The sequence below is a fragment of the Helicobacter pylori genome (assembly GCA_008032955.1).
GTDB classification, from domain to species: domain Bacteria; phylum Campylobacterota; class Campylobacteria; order Campylobacterales; family Helicobacteraceae; genus Helicobacter; species Helicobacter pylori_DC.
The window spans coordinates 425,584-446,911 of sequence record CP032046.1 but is presented as its reverse complement, the minus strand read 5'-3'; the positions used below and the strand labels follow the sequence as shown (position 1 = coordinate 446,911).

The window sequence follows — 21,328 nt, the reverse complement described above, 5'->3', positions numbered from 1 at the left end:
TTCAAATTTAAATAAGGAATGCCACCATGTTTGGGAATAAGCAGTTACAGCTTCAAATCAGTCAAAAAGATTCTGAAATTACGGAGTTAAAAAAGGAAGTCAATCTCTATCAAAGCCTTTTAAATTTGTGCTTGCATGAGGGTTTTGTAGGTATTAAAAACAATAAAGTCGTTTTTAAAAGCGGGAATCTTGCAAGTTTAAACAATTTAGAAGAACAAAGCGTTCATTTTAAAGAAAACGCAGAGAGCGTTAATTTACAAGGGGTTTCTTATTCTTTAAAAAGCCAAAATATTGATGGCGTGCAGTATTTTTCCCTAGCTAAAAAAACAGGGGGTGTGGGGGAATACCATAAAAATGATTTGTTTAAGACTTTTTGCACGAGCTTAAAAGAAGGCTTAGAGAACGCGCAAGAAAGCATGCAGTATTTCCATCAAGAAACAGGCTTGCTCTTGAATGCGGCTAAAAATGGTGAAGAGCATTCTAATGAAGGGTTAATAACCGTTAATAAAACGGGTCAAGACATTGAATCGCTTTATGAAAAGATGCAAAACGCCACTTCGTTAGCGGACTCCCTCAACCAACGGAGCAATGAAATCACTCAAGTCATTTCTTTGATTGATGATATTGCAGAACAAACCAATCTCTTAGCCCTAAACGCCGCTATTGAGGCCGCACGAGCGGGCGAGCATGGGAGAGGGTTTGCGGTGGTGGCTGATGAGGTGAGAAAGCTCGCTGAAAAAACCCAAAAAGCCACTAAAGAAATCGCTGTCGTCGTTAAAAGCATGCAACAAGAAGCCAACGATATTCAAACCAACACCCACGATATTAATTCTATTGTAGGCTCTATTAAGGGTGATGTAGAAGAGCTTAAATCCACCGTAAAAAATAACATGATTGTCGCGCAAGCCGCAAAATACACCATCTACAATATCAATAACCGGGTGTTTTGCGGTCTAGCCAAACTCGATCATGTGGTCTTTAAAAACAATCTTTATGGCATGGTTTTTGGCCTCAATTCCTTTGATATTACTAGCCATAAGAATTGCCGTTTAGGCAAATGGTATTATGAGGGTGCGGGCAAAGAAAACTTTGCTAACACTTCAGGCTATAGAGATTTAGAAAGCCACCATGCGAGCGTGCATGCTGAAGCTAATGATTTGGTTAAAGCCGTTCAAGAAGATCACATTACCGATTCAAAATACCTAGAGCATAAAGTGCATTTAATGGAAGATAGCGCTAAACATGTTAAAGAAAATATTGATAAGATGTTTTACGAAAAACAAGACGAACTCAATAAAATCATTGAAAAAATTCAAAAAGGCGAATGATTTTATTCAATGAAGTGTTTTGATGTTTTCTAAATCTTTAGAAGCCCTACACCATGCCAAACGATACCGCAAAAGAGAATTGTTTGACCCTTTATTAAAGGATTACGCTTCTAATGATTATTTGGGTTTGAGCGTTAAAAAAGACTTGCTTGAAAACGCTTTTAATAAGCTCCAATCCTTTAACGCTCATTCCCCCAAGGCTTCCATGCTAGTGAATGGCTACCACTCTTTGCATGCAGAGTTAGAAGAACGATTAGCGGATTTGTTAGAATTTGAAAGCGCTCTTTTAGTGGGGAGTGGTTTTTTGGGCAATCTGGCTTTAATAGACACCCTTTTAGTCAAAAACGCCCTCTTATTCATGGACGCACACTACCATGCAAGCGGGATTTTTAGCACCAAAACTAAGCCTAATCAAGTGGTTTTTTTCTCGCACAATGACGCTAAGGATTTACAACAAAAACTCTTTAACGCCCCTAAAAACAAGCTCAAATTCATAGCCATTGAAGGGGTTTATTCTATGGATGCGAGCGTCGCTCCCTATGATTTTTATGAAATTATTCAAGAGATTCCTAACGCTTTTTTAATCGTAGATGAAGCCCATAGTTTTGGGACTATCGGCGAGAATTTATTGGGTTTTTTAGAATATCATCGCATCAAAGAAAAAGATAAAATCATTAAGCTCAGCACTTTTTCTAAAGCCCTTGCGAGCTATGGGGCGTGTATTTTAGCCCCTTTACAAGTCATAGAGTTTTTAACCAATCGCGCTAAAAGCGTGATTTACACCACCGCTTTAAGCCTGTTAGACACCGCTTTAACTTTAGCCCATTTAGAATACTTTATCGCGCAAAAACAAGAATTAAAAAATGAGCTTAGCAAACACCAACAGATTATTTTTGAAACCTTAGGTATTAGAACGCTCGCAGGATTTTTTACTCTAGAATTTGAAAACAATCCCGCTCTTTTAAACGCTCATCATTTTTTGAAAGAAAAAGGGTTTTTAGTGGGAGCTATCCGCCCTCCTACGGTTTCTAAACCGCTTTTACGAGTCTCTTTGTCCCTCAAAAACAGCTTAGAAGACACTAAAGAGCTTGCAAACACCCTTTTAGATTATTCTAAAATACAATCTTCTTTTAAGAGTGGTTAATGCTAAAAAAGATTTTTTATGGTTTTATCGTTTTATTTTTGATTATCATAGGGTTATTGGCCATTCTTATCGCTCAAGTTTGGGTAACTACGGATAAGGATATTGCTAAAATCAAAGATTATCGCCCGGGCGTCGCTTCACAGATTTTAGACCGAAAAGGGCGTTTGATCGCTAATATTTATGATAAGGAATTTCGTTTTTATGCGCGTTTTGAAGAAATCCCCCCACGATTTGTTGAAAGCCTTTTAGCGGTAGAAGACACCCTCTTTTTTGAGCATGGGGGGATCAATTTGGACGCTATCATGCGCGCTATGATTAAAAACGCTAAAAGCGGTCGTTACACTGAAGGGGGTAGCACCCTAACCCAACAACTCGTTAAAAACATGGTGCTCACACGAGAAAAAACTCTGACCAGAAAGCTCAAAGAAGCTATCATCTCCATACGCATTGAAAAAGTCTTAAGCAAAGAAGAAATTTTAGAGCGTTATTTGAACCAAACTTTTTTTGGACATGGGTATTATGGCGTGAAAACCGCAAGTTTAGGGTATTTTAAAAAACCCCTTGACAAACTCACGCTTAAAGAAATCACCATGTTAGTCGCCTTGCCCAGAGCTCCGAGTTTTTATGACCCTACCAAAAATTTAGAATTTTCACTCTCTAGGGCTAATGATATTTTAAGGCGGTTGTATTCTTTAGGCTGGATTTCTTCTAACGAGCTCAAATCCGCTCTCAATGAAGTGCCAATCGTCTATAACCAGACTTCCACGCAAAATATCGCTCCCTATGTCGTGGACGAAGTGTTGAAACAATTGGATCAATTAGATGGGTTAAAAACTCAAGGCTATACCATAAAGCTCACGATAGATTTGGATTACCAACGCTTAGCGTTAGAGTCCTTGCGTTTTGGGCATCAAAAAATCTTAGAAAAAATCGCTAAAGAAAAGCCAAAAACTAACGCCTCTAATGAAGATGAAGACAACTTGAACGCTAGCATGATAGTTACAGACACAAGCACCGGTAAGATTTTAGCTTTAGTGGGGGGGATTGATTATAAAAAAAGCGCTTTCAATCGTGCCACGCAAGCTAAACGGCAGTTTGGGAGTGCGATAAAGCCCTTTGTGTATCAAATCGCTTTTGATAATGGCTATTCCACGACTTCTAAAATCCCTGATACCGCGCGAAACTTTGAAAATGGCAATTATAGTAAAAACAGCGAACAAAACCACGCATGGCACCCTAGCAATTATTCTCGCAAGTTTTTAGGGCTTGTAACCTTGCAAGAAGCCTTAAGCCATTCGTTAAATCTAGCCACGATCAATTTAAGCGATCAGCTTGGCTTTGAAAAAATTTATCAATCTTTAAGCGATATGGGGTTTAAAAACCTCCCTAAAGACTTGTCTATTGTGTTAGGGAGCTTTGCTATCTCACCGATTGAAGCGGCCGAAAAGTATTCTTTATTTTCTAATTACGGCACCATGCTCAAACCCATGCTCATTGAAAGCATCACTAACCAACAAAACGATGTCAAAACTTTCACGCCCATTGAAACCAAAAAGATCACCTCTAAAGAGCAGGCGTTTTTAACCCTTTCAGTGCTGATGAATGCGGTAGAAAACGGCACAGGGAGTTTGGCTCGCATTAAAGGTTTAGAAATCGCCGGTAAAACCGGAAGTTCTAACAACAATATTGATGCTTGGTTCATTGGCTTTACCCCCACCTTACAAAGCGTGATCTGGTTTGGGAGAGATGACAACACGCCTATTGGCAAAGGAGCGACAGGAGGCGTTGTGAGTGCACCTGTGTATTCGTATTTCATGCGTAACATTTTAAGCATTGAACCTTCTTTAAAAAGAAAGTTTGATGTCCCCAAAGGCTTGCGTAAAGAAATCGTGGATAAAATCCCCTACTATTCAACCCCTAATTCCATCACCCCCACCCCCCAAAAAACAGACGATGGCGAAGAACCCTTATTGTTCTAAGCCTACATGGCTATAGGGACTTTAACATCTCCGTAATTGATAGAATCTTTAAAGATTTCTTCCACTTTAGCAACAAGGATACTCACCGCTTGATCGTCTAAGGACATTTTATGCAACCCTTCGCTCAAAGCGTCCTTATCAAAAGAACGAGCACGCACTAACGCAAACACTTCCTCATTGTTAGGATTGATATAAATCCCTAAACGATCCACATTCATCAAGCTGTCAAAAATGGGCTGTGTCATTTGGATGAACATCTCATTAGTGATCTTTTGCTTGATGCGGTTGGATTTGGAAAGGTAAGCCTCTTTGAGTTTATGCACGATATTTTGCGCCACTCTTATTGTCGCTCTTTTGGTAGCGATTTTTTCTATCTCTTCTGTTTTCTTACCATCTACAATGTGCGAGCTATCCACCCCTTGCGTGATATACTGGCTGCGATTTTGCAACATCCAATAAGGCACATCTTGTAAAAAAGAATTTCTTTGTGAAGTGTTTGGGCAAGTGCAAGCTTGCAACATCAAAACACCCAATCCGCATAAAAACAATTGCTTGCTTTTTAAAAAAGGTTTTTCTAACACGCTTATCCCCTTTGATTTTGATTTCACAGAGTGTAACATAAATCTTTAAGGTTTTAAGCAATAATTGGGTAAAAAATAAAAAAAATAAAATGATTAAAACTTTTAAGCATTAGAATAAGCCGGGTTCTGTCAATGGATGGCCATTTATCTGGGAAATATTTTGCAATATTCCTCAAGCGAAGCGTGTATCAATTTAGACTTACCATGCGCTTCTTGCTACAAATTGGGTTTGCCCAAACAAGCTAAATTGCTTTAGCTCTGGTGGGCTCTTACCCCACCCTTTCACCCTTACCTTAAAAAGGCGGTTTGCTTTCTGTGGCACTTTCCCTTAGCTTACGCTAGCCATCCGTTAGATGGAATTTTGTCTAATGTAGCCCGGACTTTCCTCTATTCTAAAATAGCGACCATCTTCTAATGCGTTAGTATATTAGAAAAAAGTAGCTTTAAAAGAGTTTAAAAATTAAGAGTATAGAGAATATTTTTATGATTCTCATAGCTCACAAGGATAAGCTCATTATCCCTAAACCCACAAGCGCTGATATTTTTAATCTCTTTAGGCAAGCCATAAACTTCAAGAATCTCTTCTTTTGTAGGGTCTATGACTAAAAGCGTGTTAAATTCCTTACTGAACGCATAAAGCTTATTATCCTTTAAAGCTAACGCGCTGATAACTAACTCGCCCAGTTTCCTTTTTTCTTTAAGTTTGGCATTGCCTAATTCCAGTAAAAACTCCGCATGCACCTGTTTGTCGCTATTAAGCATGGAGATGATAATCAAATCCTTATAACGCTTGTTAGGAGCGCTGATTAAATAAGTGAATTTAGCCCCTCTTCTTGCAGCGCTAACATAATAATTTTTCGCCCTAGAAGTTTTCAAGCGGCTGCGTTCCACTTCATCAAAAGAGTTAGCCCCTTCTAAAAAATAAGGGAAGTTTTTAAGCGCGTTAGCGTTTTTGTTAGGAGTGATTTCTACGCTCGTTTTATTATTGCCCATGATCACAATGTTTTCATCTTCGTTAAAATCCGCCCCCACGAACGACCCTACCGTCGCGCTATAATAGCTATCTAGCACCATATGGCTATGAATGGTTTTTAAATCGTTACCCACAAGATAAAGGCCTTGGTTTTCTGTGGTAAGGATCGCCCCATCTTCATTGAAACTCAAATCCGTGATCGCTCCGTTCAGTTTTAAAAAAAGCTCTTCTTTTTTTCCAATCTCCAACGCTTTTGTAATTTCTAAAGGCGAATGCTCATAATCATTATCTTTAGGCAAAGCGCTCAATTTCAAAGGCTCACCCACATCTCTTCTGCCCAAAACGCTTCTTGGGAATGGGGATTTAAAATCATTCCAATTTTCCATAGACCAGACAGATTCTTTCAAATTCCAAGAAAAACGCACCGGACTGCTTTGCCCTATGTAAGGGAAAGGCCCGGTAGAGAAAAACGCTTGCACGGCGTTAGACCCCACCACAATAAAGAAAACATAAAAAGCGCTTTTTTGGAGCGTATTTAATGGATAATCTTTAAAAAGTTGGGTATTAGGGGCAAAAAAGAGCAAAACCGCTAAAAGCACCACCACGCTAAAAAAGACAAAAAGCGCCCAAAACTGCGTGTGCAATCCCAAAATAGGGAGTGCAAAGCCTTGCCCTACATCTTCTAATGCATGGCTACCAGTATAATAAAAGCCCTCATATAACCCGCTACCAGCCATGAGTAATAGCAAGGCGATGTATTTAGGCTTAAACCCAAAACGCACCACCAAAAGCGCCACAGCCCCTATTAAAATCATTTTGATGCGTAGCGCCCAGCAAAAAATGCAAGGCGAATCTTTCAAAACATAGCCAAAATAAAAATTCGCCAAACCCACAGGAAAGATTAAAATCCCTAAAATCGCCAAAGAAAAAAGATTATAAAATCGGGTTTCTTTATTCATGTATCCTCCTATAAATTCATATTAGGCAAAACGCTAGAGCTGTGGGCTATAAAAATAATAAGCTCCACCAACCACACCACAATCAAAATCCCAAACGCCCAATTTTCTTTTTCAGGCTTTTTAAACGCTATCAAAACAGCGGCTAGACTTAAAAGCAGTCCTAAAAACTCCATGCCATTCCTTAAAATAAAATTTTCGTAGGATTATACTCAAAAACAAACTAAAAAGTAAACTATTGGATAAATAAAAAATATCTAGTGGATAACTTTTGAGAGAATTTTAAGGGAGAAAGCCCTAGTTATCCATATTTGATTGAAACAGAGCCAATTTTATGATTTCTTTTTTAACTTCTCATAGATTTTTTTAATTAGAGATAATATTTTAAACAATCTCTCTTGCTTGTTTGTCCTAAGGCTTCTTTTTAATATACCATAACTTTGTGAAGGTTTTAAAATACAAGACAATAAAGAAACATCGTTGCAAAACAAGGGCAGAGCGTTTTTATGCGTTGCATCTGGAAGAAAATAAATTTGTTTAAATTGCTCTTGATCTTGAATACTAGGATGATCAATGAAGAAATTGACCCACTTTATCACATCATGAATGTCTAAAGAAATTTGACTTTCTTTAAAATATGAAGCATATCCAACAGCCCCTTCTACTATTTTTTCATAAGCTTTAGAGCGGTGTTTTTCGCAAGATGAAACATTTTTTTGATAAATTGGAACGCCATTTTCTACATTTAAAATGGGGTATTCAGGGCTTGTTAGCAAAAACTCCATAAAATCCCAATTATGAAAATAAATGGATTTAGGGTGTGAAAAAGGTAAGAAACTCACGCAATCATGATTTAAAATTCTTAGGAGATCCACATAGCACCCAAAAACTTCTTTGTTTAAAGCTTTTTGGATTAACCCTTGCGAAGAATAGCCTAAAGTAATCGTATCTACAATAGCGATATTTCCCTCTAAATTTTGTGAATACAAATATCTTCTGTAATTATCTAAACATTTTAACGCTAAATGGCGGCAATGTTCAAAATTGCTATAGAGATATACATACGCCTGTTGGTTGGTGGTGATTTGCTTCTTTTTAATTTCTTCTTCGCCTTCTAAAATACGCAAAATCTCCAAACTCTCGCCCTCTACGACTTCTAAAAATACCGCTTTTTTTAAAATTCTGGGAGCATAGACATAAGTAGTTTTATATGAATTTGGATATAAAATATTAAAAATTTTTTGCAATAAATAACCATCTCGTGCAACAAACACTAAAGTATCAATATTTCTTTTGTGAATCTCTTTATAGATAAACTGGCAATAAGCAACGGCTACAATTCCTGCCTGCATCGCTCCCAAGAGAAACCAATAATCAAATTTTTCATGTTTTTGAATATAATTTTTATAAAAAACGCATAAAGATCCTAAAATAAAACTTTGCGCAACACTGGTTGGATTAAATGTTTTGTATTTAGGAAAAACTTCTTCTAATTGTTTCAACACGCTTTTTCTAAATAGCGTTGCTATACCTAAACTTTTAGGCATAGCGTCATCTGCCCAAGAATTATCACCGATATGCAACATCTGCGTGTGAGTAATATTTTCTTGTTTTAAAACATGCTTAAACAAATCCTTTGAATGTTTAGTGAGCATTATATGGTTACTAAGATAGAAATTTGTATAACCACCAAAACCCTTAGAAATTAAAATATCTTCAAGGACTTCTAAAGGTAAATACATATCTGATACAATAACCACTCTCTTATTGTTCTCTTTAGCGAAACGATAGAGTTCTAACATCTCCAAGTTTGGAATAAGCATCTCTTTTTCAGTGGCGATTTCCACTCCCTTATATGAATGAAACTCTTTTGGGATTTGATGATAAATTTCATCTAGAGTGATGTCTTGTTCTTTGCTTAATTTTCTAGATTGCATTTCTGCCAGAATCCTTGCTTGATGAAAACCTTTAATATTGTATTTAGTCTCAATATACAAAAATAAATCTGTGGGTTTAATGAAAGGTCTTAGAAGAAGGGTATCAAAAATATCAAAAGAAATCACATCATATTTTAAAATCTCACTTTTTGCCCCATCCAAAAATTTGCGCATACAAGAATCCTTTGTAAAATTTGAGCATTATATCATTTTTTTTTTTTCAAAAATACAAAAAAAGGGGAAAAAGCTATGACTAAAGAAATAAGATAAGGAGTTACCCCCTTATTTTTTCAAAGCTTCTAAAGCATGTTTTTTGCCAATTTCAAAGGCTTTTTTGTTCGTTTCAGCGACTTTTGCAGGGACTTTTTTAAGCATGGTGTCTAGCACGATATTTTCTTCCACGCATTTAGTCAGCTCCACGGTAATGGCTAGCGCCACCACAGATTGCGTGATAATGTTACCCACTTCATCTTTAGCGATACTGATGATAGGGATTTTATAAAGCTGATACTTTTCTTCATCTTCTTTAGTGGGGGTTACCAGATTGGGATCAATGACAACGATACCGCCTTTTTTAATGTCGCTTTTAAACTGGTTGTAGCTGATTTGAGCGACTGAAAGCATGAAATCAATCTCGCCCTCTTTAGCATAAGGGAAAATGATTTCATCTTTATCTAGCAAAATATCCACTTTAGTGGGCCCTCCACGCACTTGCGAAGTGTAGGTGGAAGTCTTAGTGCCATAGCCCCCGCTCACAATCTTAGCTTCAGCTAAAATCTCTCCCGCTAACAACACGCCTTGCCCTCCAACGCCTGTAAATCGTAACTGCGCTTCCATTATTGTTTTCCTTGTGCTTTTTCAATGATTTCTTGATACGCTTCGCAATATTCTTTCCGGTCCGTGTCATGCTTTAAAACGCCTGTAGGGAATTTATCCACCCTTTCTTCAGGACTCATGGCTTCAAACTGGCGTTTGCTCACTAACCGACTTTCCATCCATTTTAACATTTGAGACGCCTCGCCCATTTTATTCTTACGCCCTAAATTGATATGACAATTGCTATGGACATCAAAGAAGCTAAAGCCCTTATGCGTGAAGCCTTCTTTAAGCACTTTTTCTAATTTTTGAGGGTCTAAAACGCTCTCTCTAGCCACAAAACTCGCCCCTGCAGCGGTGGTTAAAGCGCATGGGTCAAACTGGTTATCAATATTCCCCCATTGAGCCGTAACCGTCCACATGCCATTAGGCGTGGTGGGCGAAGTTTGAGAGTTGGTCAAACCATAAATGAAATTATTCACTAAAATAAAATTCAAATCAATGTTTCTTCTGCATGCGTGCATGGTGTGATTGCCTCCAATCGCAAAGCCATCGCCATCGCCAGAAACCACGATCACATGCTTACTAGGGTTAGCCAATTTAATCCCTGTCGCATACGCTACAGCCCTACCATGCGTGGTGTGAACGGTGTTGCAATTCACATACGAACTCATGCGCCCGCTGCAACCAATCCCGCTCACCAAACACACATCATCCATTTTCCAACCTAAGGCGTCAATCGTGCGGATAATGGATTTCAAAATCACGCCATCGCCACAGCCCCAGCACCACAAAGTGGGTATTTTATCCACACGCAAATATTCATCATAATTAAACGCCATTTTAAAACTCCTTCAACTTTGCGATGATTTGTTTGGGCGAAATCGTGCGCCCATTGGCTTGCCCAAAGAAATGCACCTTTCTTTGCATAGCCCTTTCAATTTCTTCTAAATACTGCCCCTTATTCAATTCAATCACAAGGATTTTTTCGTATTTGTCCCCTATTTCTTTCAAGCGTTTAGCCGGGCTTGGCCATAAGGTTTTAGGCCTGAAAAAGCCGACTTTTTGCTTGCTCTCTTTGTTGTAATCTTTCAAGGCTTCTTTAACCGCTAGAGAAACCGAACCATAAGCGATGATAATAATTTCAGCACCTTCTAGATCCATTTCCTCATTTTCATTGATAATGTCTTGCTTGGATTCAATCTTATGGAATAATCTGTCAATCAAATCCCCCCCGATTTTGGCGTCTTCAGTAGGAAAGCCAATAGGCCCATGGTGCAAGCCTGAAACATGGTAGCGATAGCCTTTAAAGAAAGGGTTTAAAACAGCCGGCTCATCTTGTGCAACCCCATAAGGCTTGTAGTCTTTTTTATCGCCCACAAATTCCTTACGATTAATGGTTATCTTTTGCACTTCTTCTAAATCCGGGATTTGCACCTTGCCATACATATGCCCCACGGTTTCATCCATGAGCAAGAATACAGGAGTCATGAGCATTTCAGCCAGGTTAAACGCGCGAACGGTTTCTGTGTAAGCTTCTTCCAAACTAGCAGGAGCGAGCGCGACGGCTTTAAAATCCCCATGTATGGGGTGTCTTAAAAAATTCACATCGCCTTGAGCCACACGAGTGGGCATCCCGGTTGATGGGCCTGAACGCATCACATCAGCGATCACCAAAGGGATTTCTGCCATGAAAGAATAACCGATTTGCTCCACTTTCAATGAAATACCAGGACCAGAACTCGCTGTCATAGACTTCGTCCCGCTCATGCTCGCCCCTAAAGACACGCTAATCCCGCTGATTTCATCTTCCATTTGGATAAAATGGCCACCGCATTTGGGCAAAGCCACGCTCATTGCATGCATAATATCCGAGCTTGGCGTGATAGGATAGCCCCCAAAAAACCGACACCCCACTTCAATCGCCGCTTTAGCGACTAATTCATTCCCATCAGAAATAATCTCACGCATTATTTGCCTCTCCCTTCTAAAATAGTCTCTTCTAAAAGCATGTAGTGATTGGCCTTAACCTTTTCGCTTCTTTCTTGGGCTTCTTTAGAAACTTTAGCGAATTTGAAATCCTTCCTGTCAGCCACATAAATCGCAAAATCCGGGCAGTGTAACTCGCATTGCACGCAACCGATACAGCTCTCTGGATAGGCTACTTTGGCCACTTTTCCAAGCACCCTTTCTTTTTCAATCCCCATGCCAAGAACCCCAGCCGGGCATACCGACACACAAATATCACAACCCTTACACCTGTCTTCATTCACCCAAACGGCAACCCCATCTGGAGCGTTCATTTTAGCCATTCATTCTCCTTTGTGCTAAAAGCTGTATTTTAAGCCCTAAGCAATCAAAATTTGCCTAAAATTGTAGCAAGCCTTTTTTAATAAAATCTAAAATGCTTTAATAGTAAGAACTTAAAATTAAAATGAGAAAATACTAAACACTTTTTAACCAATTTAAAAGAAAAAACGCCCCATTAACCCTAATTTTAAAAATGATTATTAGAAAGATTGATATTTTTTAAATGCTCCTTATAAGTCGCGCTGAAAGCATGTTTTTTATCCGGCATTTTCACAAAATACAAAAAGTTAGTTTTTTTAGGGAATACCACCGCCCTAATCGCTTCTAGGCTCACGCTCCCCACAGGATTTTTAGGCAAGCCCTTAAATTTATAAGTATTGTAGGGGGTGTTATCGGTTTTAATGCGCTCTTTGGTCACTTTAGCGTGTGAAAATTCCTGGTAATTCAAAGCCCCATCCATTTGTAAAGGCATGCCTTTTTTCAAGCGGTTAAAAATCACGCTCGCAATCAGGGGCATTTCTTCAATATTAGCGGCTTCTTTTTGCACAATGGAAGCGAGAATGATTTTTTCAAACCACTCTTCTTTATGGTAGTATCCAAGCCATTGTTTGCTTAAAGCTTCGTGTTTTTTCATGGATTGACCGATTAAAGCTTGCATGATTTTAAAAGCGTCCTCCCCTAAAGGCAAATGATAAGTGTCTGGCCATATCACCCCATCTTCTATCACAGCACCATTCAATCGTGGCGCGATGCTTTTATAAGCTTCATTGAGATCGCCAACTCCTAGTTGGTAAGTCTCGCTCAAAATTTGCGTGAAAAAATAGCGGGTTTCTCCAGGGATTAAAGTAACGCTTTTTTGCGCCGCTTTCGCTTTAATCAAACGGACTAAAAAATCCCCCTTTCTTAAAGCCCCATCGCCCATATCAATATAGCCTTTTTTAGGCATGCCCATTAAGCGTAAAAAAAACAAATCCAAAGCGTTAATATCCACGCCTTGCTCTTTCAAAGAAAAAAACACTTTTTTGAGCGAACCTTGCGGGACAACCACCACTTTGTTAGGATAAATTGGTATACTTAAATAAAAAAGAATACTGATGAATAAAAGAAAACATGTATCCAAGAAAGTGTTTAATGTCATTATCTTGTTTGTGGCAGTATTCACTCTTTTAGTTGTCATTCACAAAACCCTTTCAAACGGCATTCACATACAAAATTTAAAAATCGGAAAGCTTGGCATTTCTGAATTATACTTAAAACTCAATAACAAGCTTTCTTTAGAAATTGAACGCATTGATCTCTCTTCTTTCTTCCATCAAAAACCCACTAAAAAGCATTTAGAAGTTTCTGATTTGATTAAAAATATCCGTTATGGCATTTGGGCGGTGTCTTATTTTGAAAAACTTAAAGTCAAAGAAATCATTTTAGACGATAAAAATAAAGCCAATATCTTTTTTGATGGGAATAAATACGAGTTAGAATTTCCAGGAGTCAAAGGGGAATTTTCCCTAGAAGACGATAAAAACATCAAGCTTAAAATCATCAATCTGCTTTTTAAAGATATTAAAGTCCAAGTGGATGGCAACGCCCACTATTCACCCAAAGCTAGGAAAATGGCGTTCAATTTGATTGTCAAGCCTTTAATTGAACCCAGTGCTGCAATTTATTTGCAAGGGCTAACCGATTTAAAAACCATAGAATTAAAAATCAACACTTCTCCAATGAAAAGCCTAGCGTTTTTAAAGCCCCTTTTCCAACGCCAATCGCAAAAAAATTTAAAAACATGGATTTTTGACAAGATCCAATTTGCTAGCTTTAAGATTGATAGCGCTTTAATCAAGGCTAATTTCACTCCTAGCGAGTTTATCCCATCGCTTTTGGAAAATTCTGTAGTTAAAGCCACTTTGATTAAGCCTTCAGTCGTTTTTAATGATGGCTTATCGCCCATTAAAATGGATAAAACCGAATTGATTTTCAAAAACAAACAGCTCCTCATACAACCCCAAAAAATCACTTATGAAACCATGGAATTAACCGGCTCTTACGCCACTTTTTCCAATTTGTTAGAAGCCCCTAAGTTGGAGGTTTTTTTAAAAACGACCCCTAATTATTATGGTGATAGCATTAAGGATTTATTGAGCGCTTATAAAGTCGTTTTACCTTTGGATAAAATCAGCACGCCATCTAGCGCGGATTTGAAACTCACCTTACAATTCTTGAAAAACACCGCCCCCTTATTTAGCGTTCAAGGTAGCGTTAATTTGCAAGAAGGCACCCTCTCGCTCTATAATATCCCCCTTTATACGCAAAACGCTAATATAAGCCTAGATATTACCCAAGAATACCAATACATTTACATAGAAACTACCCACACCCGCTATGAAAACATGCTGGATTTAGACGCTAAAATCGCTTTAGACTTGAATAAAAAATCCTTTCTTTAGATTCTTTAGTCCATAAAATACAATTCAACACTAACAATAATATCAACATGCGTTCTTATGGCTTGAATAACGCCCAAGATAACCCACAGCCTGCTAAATTTTCTTTAGATTTAAAAAGCTTGCATTCTATCATTCAAGAGGGCGAAAACTCAGAGGTTTTTAGAAGAAAAATCATAGACACCATTAAAGCCCAAAGCGAAGATAAATTCACTAAAGATGTTTTCTACGCTACAGGAGACACTCTTAAAAACCTTTCTTTGAATTTTGATTTTTCTAACCCCAACCACATGCAATGGAGCGTGCCACAACTCTTATTAGAGGGCGAAATTAAGGATAACGCCTATGTTTTTAGGATCAAAGATTTGAAAAAAATCAAGCCCTATTCCCCTATTATGAAGTATTTCGCCTTAGAAGATGGCTCTTTAGAAGTTTCTACGAGCGATTTTGTCAATATTGATTTTTTTGCTAAAGATTTGAAAATCACTTTACCCATTTATCATAGCAACGGCAAGCAATTTGATTCCCTCTCTTTATTTGGTTCTATCAATAAAGATGAAATTTCTGTCTATACTCCAAGCAAAAGCATATCCATAAAAGTTAAGGGGGATCAAAAGGATATTACCCTTAATAACATTGATTTGAGTATTGATGATTTCTTAGATAGTAAAATGCCAGCTATTGCGGAATTATTCTCCAAAGAACGAAAAGAAAAGCCTAGCTCTAAAGAAATCCAAGATGAAGATGTTTTCATTAGCGCCAAACAACGCTATGAAAAAGCCCACAAAATTATCCCTATCTCTACACGCATCCATGCTAAAGATGTCGTGCTGATCTATAAAAAAATGCCTTTTCCTTTAGAAAATCTTGATATTGTCGCTCAAGACGATAGGGTGAAAATTGATGGCAATTATAAAAACGCCATGATCATGGCGGATTTAGTGCATGGGGCTTTGTATCTTAAGGCTCATAATTTTAGCGGGGATTATATCAACACCATCCTCCAAAAAGATTTCGTAGAAGGAGGCTTATTCACGCTTATTGGGGCTCTTGAAGATCAAGTTTTCAACGGCGAATTGAAATTCCAAAACACAAGCTTAAAGAATTTCGCCCTCATGCAAAACATGGTCAATCTCATCAACACCATTCCCTCCCTCATTGTCTTTAGGAACCCTCATTTAGGGGCTAATGGCTATCAAATCAAAAAAGGATCTGTTGTTTTTGGGATCACTAAAGAATATTTAGGGTTAGAAAAAATTGATCTTGTCGGCAAAACGCTTGATATTGCTGGCAATGGGATCATTGAATTGGACAAAAACAAATTAGATTTGAATTTAGAAGTTTCCACTATCAAGGCTTTGAGTAATGTCTTAAATAAAATCCCTATCGTGGGCTATCTCGTTTTAGGAAAAGGAGGTAAAATCACCACTAATGTGAATGTCAAAGGCACGCTGGATAAACCTAAAACCCAAGTAACTTTAGCGTCAGATATTATCCAAGCGCCTTTTAAAATCTTGCGCCGTATTTTCACGCCTATTGACATCATCGTGGATGAAGTCAAAAAAAACATTGATTCAAAAAGGAAATTAAAATGACGCTCAATGAAGCCATTAAAGACAAAACTTATGAAATTGTAGAAATCGCTAACTGCGATGAAGCCCTTAAAAAACGCTTCCTCTCTTTTGGTATCCATGAAGGGGTTCAATGCACCCTTTTGCATTCTTCTATGAAAAAGGCCACGCTTTCAATTAAAATCAACCGCATTCAAGTGGCTTTAAGATCCCACGAAGCGCAATACCTTGTCATCAAAGAAAGCGTGCAAGAATGAGCTTAAAACGCGCTAAAACAAAAGCCCAACAAATCAAAGAGCTGCTTTTAAAACATTACCCCAACCAAACCACCGAATTGCACCATAAAAACCCCTATGAATTATTAGTGGCTACCATTTTAAGCGCTCAATGCACGGACGCTAGAGTGAATCAAATAACGCCCAAGTTATTTGAAAAATACCCCAGCGTGAACGATTTAGCCTTAGCTTCTTTAGAAGAGGTTAAAGAGATCATCCAATCCGTTTCGTATTCCAACAACAAAAGCAAGCATTTAATCAATATGGCGCAAAAAGTGGTTAAGGATTTTAAGGGCGTTATCCCCTCTACGCAAAAAGAATTGATGAGTTTAGATGGCGTGGGGCAAAAAACCGCTAATGTGGTGCTTTCAGTGTGCTTTGATGCAAATTACATAGCCGTAGATACCCATGTGTTCCGCACGACGCACCGCTTAGGTTTAAGCAACGCTAACACGCCCATTAAAACCGAAAAGGAATTGAGTGATCTGTTTAAAGACAATCTATCCAAACTCCACCATGCCTTAATCTTGTTTGGCCGCTACACCTGCAAGGCTAAAAACCCCTTATGCGGCGCGTGTTTTTTAAAAGAATTTTGCGTTTCTAAAGCTAGCTTTAAGGCGTAGTGGCTTTATTTGTTATAAAATTTATAGTAAAATTAAGATTTTATAATCAAAGTCAAATCATTCTTGAAAGAGTAGAGTTTTATGCCAGAAACAGAATCTAATCAGTTAAAAATAGCCGAAAAAGAAAAAGAGAAAGCGAATAAAGAAAGAGAACTAGAGCTTTCCACTTATTTAGAAGAACTCATTTGCGATTATAAAAACCTTTTGGACATGGAGATTGTTTTTAGTGCGGAACTTGGCTCTACGCAAATCCCTTTATTGCAAATCTTGCGTTTTGAAAAAGGCTCTGTGATTGATTTGCAAAAACCCGCCGGAGAAAGCGTGGATACTTTTGTGAACGGGCGGGTTATTGGTAAGGGTGAGGTGATGGTTTTTGAAAGGAATTTAGCCATTCGTTTGAATGAAATCCTTGATTCTAACGCCATTGTGTATTATCTCGCTAAAAATTCATGAGATTGTTATTCTTGTTGCTGAGTGCTACTTTGATGTTACTGGCTGAAGAAAAAATACCTTTAAGCGATGATGCCCCCATTAAATTGGTTCATTGGCAAAATGCGCTAAAAGAAGTCCAACCTGATTCAAACGCTCCGGCAACGCCACCTATAAAGGCCGTGCAAACCACGCTCACTTTTGAAACGCCTTTTAATAAAACGCCTAAAATCATGGAAGTTGAAGGCCAAAAAGTGATCGTTTTAAAAAACGCTCAATTGGATTCTAAAAAAACGATGGATTTTAAAGAAGCCTCTTTGAATGCCTTAGAAATGTTTTCCTACCAAAATGACATCTACCTCTTGTCTAAAAAAGCTAAAATGGAATTAGAAATCCAAGCTTCAAACAGCAAGGATAAAAAGCAACTCCGCTTTCTTTTTTTACCTAAAGGTTTTCATTTAGCCCCACCGCCTAGCCTGAAAGAAAAATCTCAGCATGCCAATCTCGCAAGCCAAGATGAAAAAGAGCGAGCCAAAAGCCCCTCAAACGCTCTAGAGTTAAAACCCCCACTGGATTTAAGCCATGCTTACAAGGGGTTAGCGGTTATTGCTGCCTTACTCTTAGTATTGTATGTAATCAAAAAAAAAATTGTTCCCACACAAGGGCCTTTTTCTGCAAAAGATTTTAAGTTAGAAATTAATGTTTTGGGTCGTGTTGATGCGAACCATAAAATCATTTCCATAGAGACTAATAAGGAGCGTTACTTGGTCTTACTAAGCGACAAATACGGCCTGCTTTTAGACAAAATAAGCCCAAAAACATCTAAAGAAGAACTGATTAAAGAAGCTGAAAATAAGATAAAGAATTCAAAATTAGGAAATTTATATGCCGGAAAATTCTAAACTACAACCTGCTAAGTTAGGGAAAAATTTTGACCCTGTGGATCATTCTAACAGGAATTTTTTCTTTTCTCTCATTCTGTCTGCATTGTTGCATTGGTTGATTTATTTTTTATTTGAACACAGAGAAGATTTTTTTCCTTCAAAACCCAAGCTCGTTAAATTAAATCCTGAAAATTTATTGGTTTTAAAAAGAGGCCATTCACAAGATCCCAGTAAAAACAACCCGGGCGCTCCTAAACCCACGCTAGCTGGCCCTCAAAAACCCCCAACACCCCCCACTCCACCCACACCCCCCACTCCGCCAACCCCGCCAAAACCTATAGAAAAGCCTAAGCCTGAGCCTAAACCAAAGCCCAAACCAGAACCCAAAAAGCCCAGCCACAAACATAAGGCTCTTAAAAAAGTGGAAAAAGTGGAAGAAAAAAAAGTAGTAGAGGAGAAAAAAGAAGAGAAAAAAGTAGTAGAACAAAAAGTAGAGCAGAAAAAAATAGAAGAGAAAAAACCTGTCAAAAAAGAATTTGACCCTAACCAGCTTTCTTTCTTGCCTAAAGAAGTTGCACCACCCAGAAAAGAAAATAATAAAGGCTTGGATAACCAAACCAGAAGGGATATTGATGAATTGTATGGCGAAGAATTTGGGGATTTAGGCACAGCCGAAAAAGATTTCATCAGGAATAATTTAAGGGATATTGGGCGCATCACGCAAAAATATTTAGAATACCCTCAAGTAGCGGCTTATTTAGGGCAAGACGGGACGAATGCAGTAGAATTTTACTTGCACCCTAATGGCGATATTACCGATCTTAAAATCATCATTGGCTCTGAATACAAAATGCTTGATGACAACACCTTAAAGACCATTCAGATCGCTTATAAGGATTACCCACGCCCCAAAACCAAAACCCTCATTCGCATTAGAGTGCGTTATTACTTGGGAGGCAATTAACAGCATGGAAATCACGCTTTTTGACCCCATAGACGCCCACTTGCATGTGCGAGAAAACGCGCTTTTAAGAGCGGTATTGGAATATTCTAGCGAGCCTTTTAGCGCCGCAGTGATCATGCCAAACCTCAGTAAGCCCTTGATTGACACTCCAATCACCCTAGAATATGAAGAAGAAATTTTAAAAAATTCTTCAAACTTCAAGCCTTTAATGAGCTTGTATTTTAACGATGGTTTGACTTTAGAAGAATTGCAACGAGCTAAAAACAAAGGCATTAAATTTTTAAAACTCTACCCTAAAGGCATGACCACAAACGCGCAAAACGGCACTTCGGATTTGTTGGGTGAAAAGACTTTGGAGATTTTAGAAAACGCCCAAAAATTAGGCTTTATTTTATGCGTCCATGCAGAACAGGCTGGGTTTTGTTTGGATAAAGAATTTTTATGCCATAGCGTTTTAGAAACTTTCGCCCTTTCATTCCCTAAACTCAAAATCATTATAGAGCATTTGAGCGATTGGCGCAGTATCGCTTTGATTGAAAAGCATGACAACCTCTATGCGACTTTGACCTTACACCATATCAGCATGACTTTAGATGATTTATTAGGGGGGAATTTGGACCCGCATTGTTTTTGCAAACCCTTAATCAAAACCAAAAAAGACCAAGAAAGGCTTTTATCCCTTGCTTTAAAAGCCCACCCTAAAATCTCTTTTGGCTCTGATAGCGCCCCGCATTTCATTTCTAAAAAGCATAGTGCTAACATCCCGGCAGGCATCTTTTCTGCCCCTATTTTGTTGCCTGCGTTGTGCGAACTTTTTGAAAAACACAACGCTTTAGAAAATTTGCAAGCCTTTATCAGTGATAACGCTAAAAAAATCTACGCGCTAGACAATCTACCCAGTAAAAAAGCGCATTTGTCTAAAAAACCTTTTATAGTCCCTACACACACGCTTTGTTTGAATGAAAAAATTGCTATCTTAAGAGGGGGCGAAACGCTATCTTGGAACCTTCAAGAAATCGCCTAAAAAACACCGCCTTTTTCGTGGGGCTTTTTATCGTTTTATTTTTAATTATAATGAAGCGCCAAACCCCCCCCTATGCTTTCACGCATAATCAAACCCTTGTTACTCAAAACCCCCCCTATTTCATGCAACTCACTATCCCTAAACCAAATGACGCTTTAAGCGTGCATGCGAGCTCTTTAATCAATTTGCCTAATGATAATCTTTTGAGTGCTTATTTTAGCGGCACTAAAGAAGGGGCAAGGGATGTGAAAATCAGCGCGAATCTTTTTGACAGCAAGACTAATCGCTGGAGCGAAGCCTTCATTCTTTTAACCAAAGAAGAGCTTTCTCATCATTCGCATGAATACATCAAAAAATTAGGTAACCCCTTGCTTTTTTTGCATGATAATAAAATTTTGTTATTTGTCGTAGGGGTGAGCATGGGCGGGTGGGCCACTTCTAAAATCTATCAATTTGAAAGTGCTTTAGAGCCGATTCATTTTAAATTTGCGCGAAAACTCTCTTTAAGCCCTTTTTTAAACTTAAGCCATTTGATAAAAAATAAACCTTTAAACACCACTGATGGCGGTTTTATGCTACCGCTCTATCACGAATTAGCCACCCAATACCCCTTGTTGTTGAAATTTGACCAACAAAATAACCCAAGAGAACTTTTAAGGCCTAATACCCTAAACCACCAGCTCCAGCCAAGCCTAACCCCCTTTAAAGACTGCGCTGTCATGGCGTTTAGAAACCATTCTTTTAAAGATAGCCTCATGCTAGAAACCTGCAAGACCCCCACCGCTTGGCAAAAACCCATTTCTACAAATCTTAAAAACTTAGATGATTCTTTGAATTTACTCAATTTAAATGGAATATTGTATTTGATCCACAACCCTAGCGATTTATCTTTGCGTCGTAAAGAACTCTGGCTTTCTAAATTAGAAAACTCAAACTCTTTTAAAACCTTAAAAGTTTTAGACAAAGCCAATGAAGTGAGTTACCCAAGCTATAGCCTTAATCCTCATTTTATAGATATTGTCTATACCCATAACCGCTCTCACATCAAACACATCCGTTTCAATATGGCTTATTTAAAATCCCTTCTCAAGTAATC

General features: G+C 38.2%; 19 protein-coding genes, 1 other RNA gene and 2 pseudogenes. 12 read left to right on the top strand and 10 right to left on the bottom strand.

The window, feature by feature from the left end; all coding sequences use genetic code 11:
• Positions 1-26 precede the first annotated feature (26 nt).
• From D2C72_02220 to D2C72_02210, 3 genes are read left to right on the top strand one after another with little or no spacing between them, the layout of a single operon-like run.
• On the top strand, positions 27-1,328 hold the full coding sequence (locus D2C72_02220; GenBank protein ID QEF43245.1) for a hemolysin: 1,302 nt from the start codon (positions 27-29) through the stop codon (positions 1,326-1,328).
• Between the two features lie 22 nt (positions 1,329-1,350).
• Positions 1,351-2,472: a pyridoxal phosphate-dependent aminotransferase family protein gene (locus tag D2C72_02215; GenBank protein QEF43244.1), complete on the top strand. Its 1,122-nt coding sequence runs from the start codon at positions 1,351-1,353 to the stop codon at positions 2,470-2,472.
• A complete protein-coding gene (locus tag D2C72_02210) occupies positions 2,472-4,451 on the top strand; it encodes a PBP1A family penicillin-binding protein (GenBank protein QEF43243.1) in 1,980 nt (659 codons plus the stop codon). The genes D2C72_02215 and D2C72_02210 overlap by 1 nt, the downstream gene beginning before the upstream one ends.
• Positions 4,452-4,453: 2 nt before the next feature.
• Here the strand turns inward: D2C72_02210 and D2C72_02205 are convergent, their stop codons facing one another.
• Positions 4,454-5,032: a tumor necrosis factor alpha-inducing protein gene (locus D2C72_02205; protein ID QEF44163.1), complete on the bottom strand. Its 579-nt coding sequence runs from the start codon at positions 5,030-5,032 to the stop codon at positions 4,454-4,456.
• Here D2C72_02205 and D2C72_02200 point away from each other — a divergent pair.
• A pseudogene (locus tag D2C72_02200) lies at positions 4,944-5,145 on the top strand (hypothetical protein). The gene D2C72_02205 and the pseudogene D2C72_02200 overlap by 89 nt on opposite strands.
• Here the strand turns inward: D2C72_02200 and rnpB are convergent.
• The 9 genes from rnpB to mltG form a co-directional block, all read right to left on the bottom strand.
• Positions 5,135-5,450: RNase P RNA component class A (gene rnpB, locus D2C72_02195), an RNA gene on the bottom strand. The pseudogene D2C72_02200 and the gene rnpB overlap by 11 nt on opposite strands.
• Positions 5,451-5,485: 35 nt before the next feature.
• On the bottom strand, positions 5,486-6,964 hold the full coding sequence (locus tag D2C72_02190; protein QEF43242.1) for a disulfide bond formation protein B: 1,479 nt from the start codon (positions 6,962-6,964) through the stop codon (positions 5,486-5,488).
• 8 nt (positions 6,965-6,972) lie between these two features.
• Positions 6,973-7,137 (bottom strand): hypothetical protein, encoded by a 165-nt coding sequence (locus D2C72_02185; GenBank protein ID QEF43241.1) that lies wholly within the window; start codon positions 7,135-7,137, stop codon positions 6,973-6,975.
• 156 nt (positions 7,138-7,293) lie between these two features.
• Positions 7,294-9,072, bottom strand: coding sequence for an HAD family hydrolase (locus tag D2C72_02180; protein QEF43240.1), 1,779 nt, complete (start codon positions 9,070-9,072; stop codon positions 7,294-7,296).
• Positions 9,073-9,180: 108 nt separating this feature from the next.
• The gene (gene oorC / locus D2C72_02175; protein QEF43239.1) at positions 9,181-9,735 is read right to left on the bottom strand and encodes a 2-oxoglutarate:acceptor oxidoreductase; all 555 of its coding nucleotides are present in this window, start codon (positions 9,733-9,735) and stop codon (positions 9,181-9,183) included.
• Positions 9,735-10,556 (bottom strand): 2-oxoglutarate ferredoxin oxidoreductase subunit beta, encoded by an 822-nt coding sequence (locus D2C72_02170; protein QEF43238.1) that lies wholly within the window; start codon positions 10,554-10,556, stop codon positions 9,735-9,737. Before D2C72_02170 ends, oorC begins: the two co-directional genes overlap by 1 nt.
• A gap of 1 nt (position 10,557) precedes the next feature.
• Positions 10,558-11,685, bottom strand: coding sequence for a 2-oxoglutarate synthase subunit alpha (locus D2C72_02165; protein QEF43237.1), 1,128 nt, complete (start codon positions 11,683-11,685; stop codon positions 10,558-10,560).
• Positions 11,685-12,026: a 4Fe-4S dicluster domain-containing protein gene (locus tag D2C72_02160; GenBank protein QEF43236.1), complete on the bottom strand. Its 342-nt coding sequence runs from the start codon at positions 12,024-12,026 to the stop codon at positions 11,685-11,687. Before D2C72_02160 ends, D2C72_02165 begins: the two co-directional genes overlap by 1 nt.
• A 185-nt stretch (positions 12,027-12,211) precedes the next feature.
• On the bottom strand, positions 12,212-13,201 hold the full coding sequence (gene mltG / locus D2C72_02155) for an endolytic transglycosylase MltG (protein ID QEF43235.1): 990 nt from the start codon (positions 13,199-13,201) through the stop codon (positions 12,212-12,214).
• On the opposite strand from mltG, the pseudogene D2C72_02150 reads away from it, so the two are divergent.
• From D2C72_02150 to D2C72_02115, 8 genes and pseudogenes are all read left to right on the top strand, one after another.
• A pseudogene (locus tag D2C72_02150) lies at positions 13,119-16,057 on the top strand (DUF3971 domain-containing protein). The gene mltG and the pseudogene D2C72_02150 overlap by 83 nt on opposite strands.
• On the top strand, positions 16,054-16,290 hold the full coding sequence (locus D2C72_02145; protein QEF43234.1) for a hypothetical protein: 237 nt from the start codon (positions 16,054-16,056) through the stop codon (positions 16,288-16,290). Before D2C72_02150 ends, D2C72_02145 begins: the two are co-directional and overlap by 4 nt.
• Positions 16,287-16,931 (top strand): endonuclease III, encoded by a 645-nt coding sequence (gene nth, locus D2C72_02140; protein QEF43233.1) that lies wholly within the window; start codon positions 16,287-16,289, stop codon positions 16,929-16,931. Before D2C72_02145 ends, nth begins: the two co-directional genes overlap by 4 nt.
• 81 nt (positions 16,932-17,012) lie before the next feature.
• Positions 17,013-17,384, top strand: a complete 372-nt coding sequence (gene fliN, locus D2C72_02135) for a flagellar motor switch protein FliN (protein ID QEF43232.1) — start codon at positions 17,013-17,015, stop codon at positions 17,382-17,384.
• Entirely contained in the window at positions 17,381-18,262 is an 882-nt protein-coding gene (locus D2C72_02130) for a hypothetical protein (GenBank protein QEF43231.1), read from the top strand. Before fliN ends, D2C72_02130 begins: the two co-directional genes overlap by 4 nt.
• Positions 18,246-19,208, top strand: coding sequence for an energy transducer TonB (locus tag D2C72_02125; GenBank protein QEF43230.1), 963 nt, complete (start codon positions 18,246-18,248; stop codon positions 19,206-19,208). The genes D2C72_02130 and D2C72_02125 overlap by 17 nt, the downstream gene beginning before the upstream one ends.
• A 4-nt stretch (positions 19,209-19,212) precedes the next feature.
• Entirely contained in the window at positions 19,213-20,232 is a 1,020-nt protein-coding gene (pyrC, locus tag D2C72_02120; protein QEF43229.1) for a dihydroorotase, read from the top strand.
• Complete coding sequence (locus D2C72_02115) at positions 20,208-21,326, top strand: hypothetical protein (protein ID QEF43228.1); 1,119 nt, start codon at positions 20,208-20,210, stop codon at positions 21,324-21,326. The genes pyrC and D2C72_02115 overlap by 25 nt, the downstream gene beginning before the upstream one ends.
• The last annotated feature ends 2 nt before the right edge of the window (positions 21,327-21,328 follow it).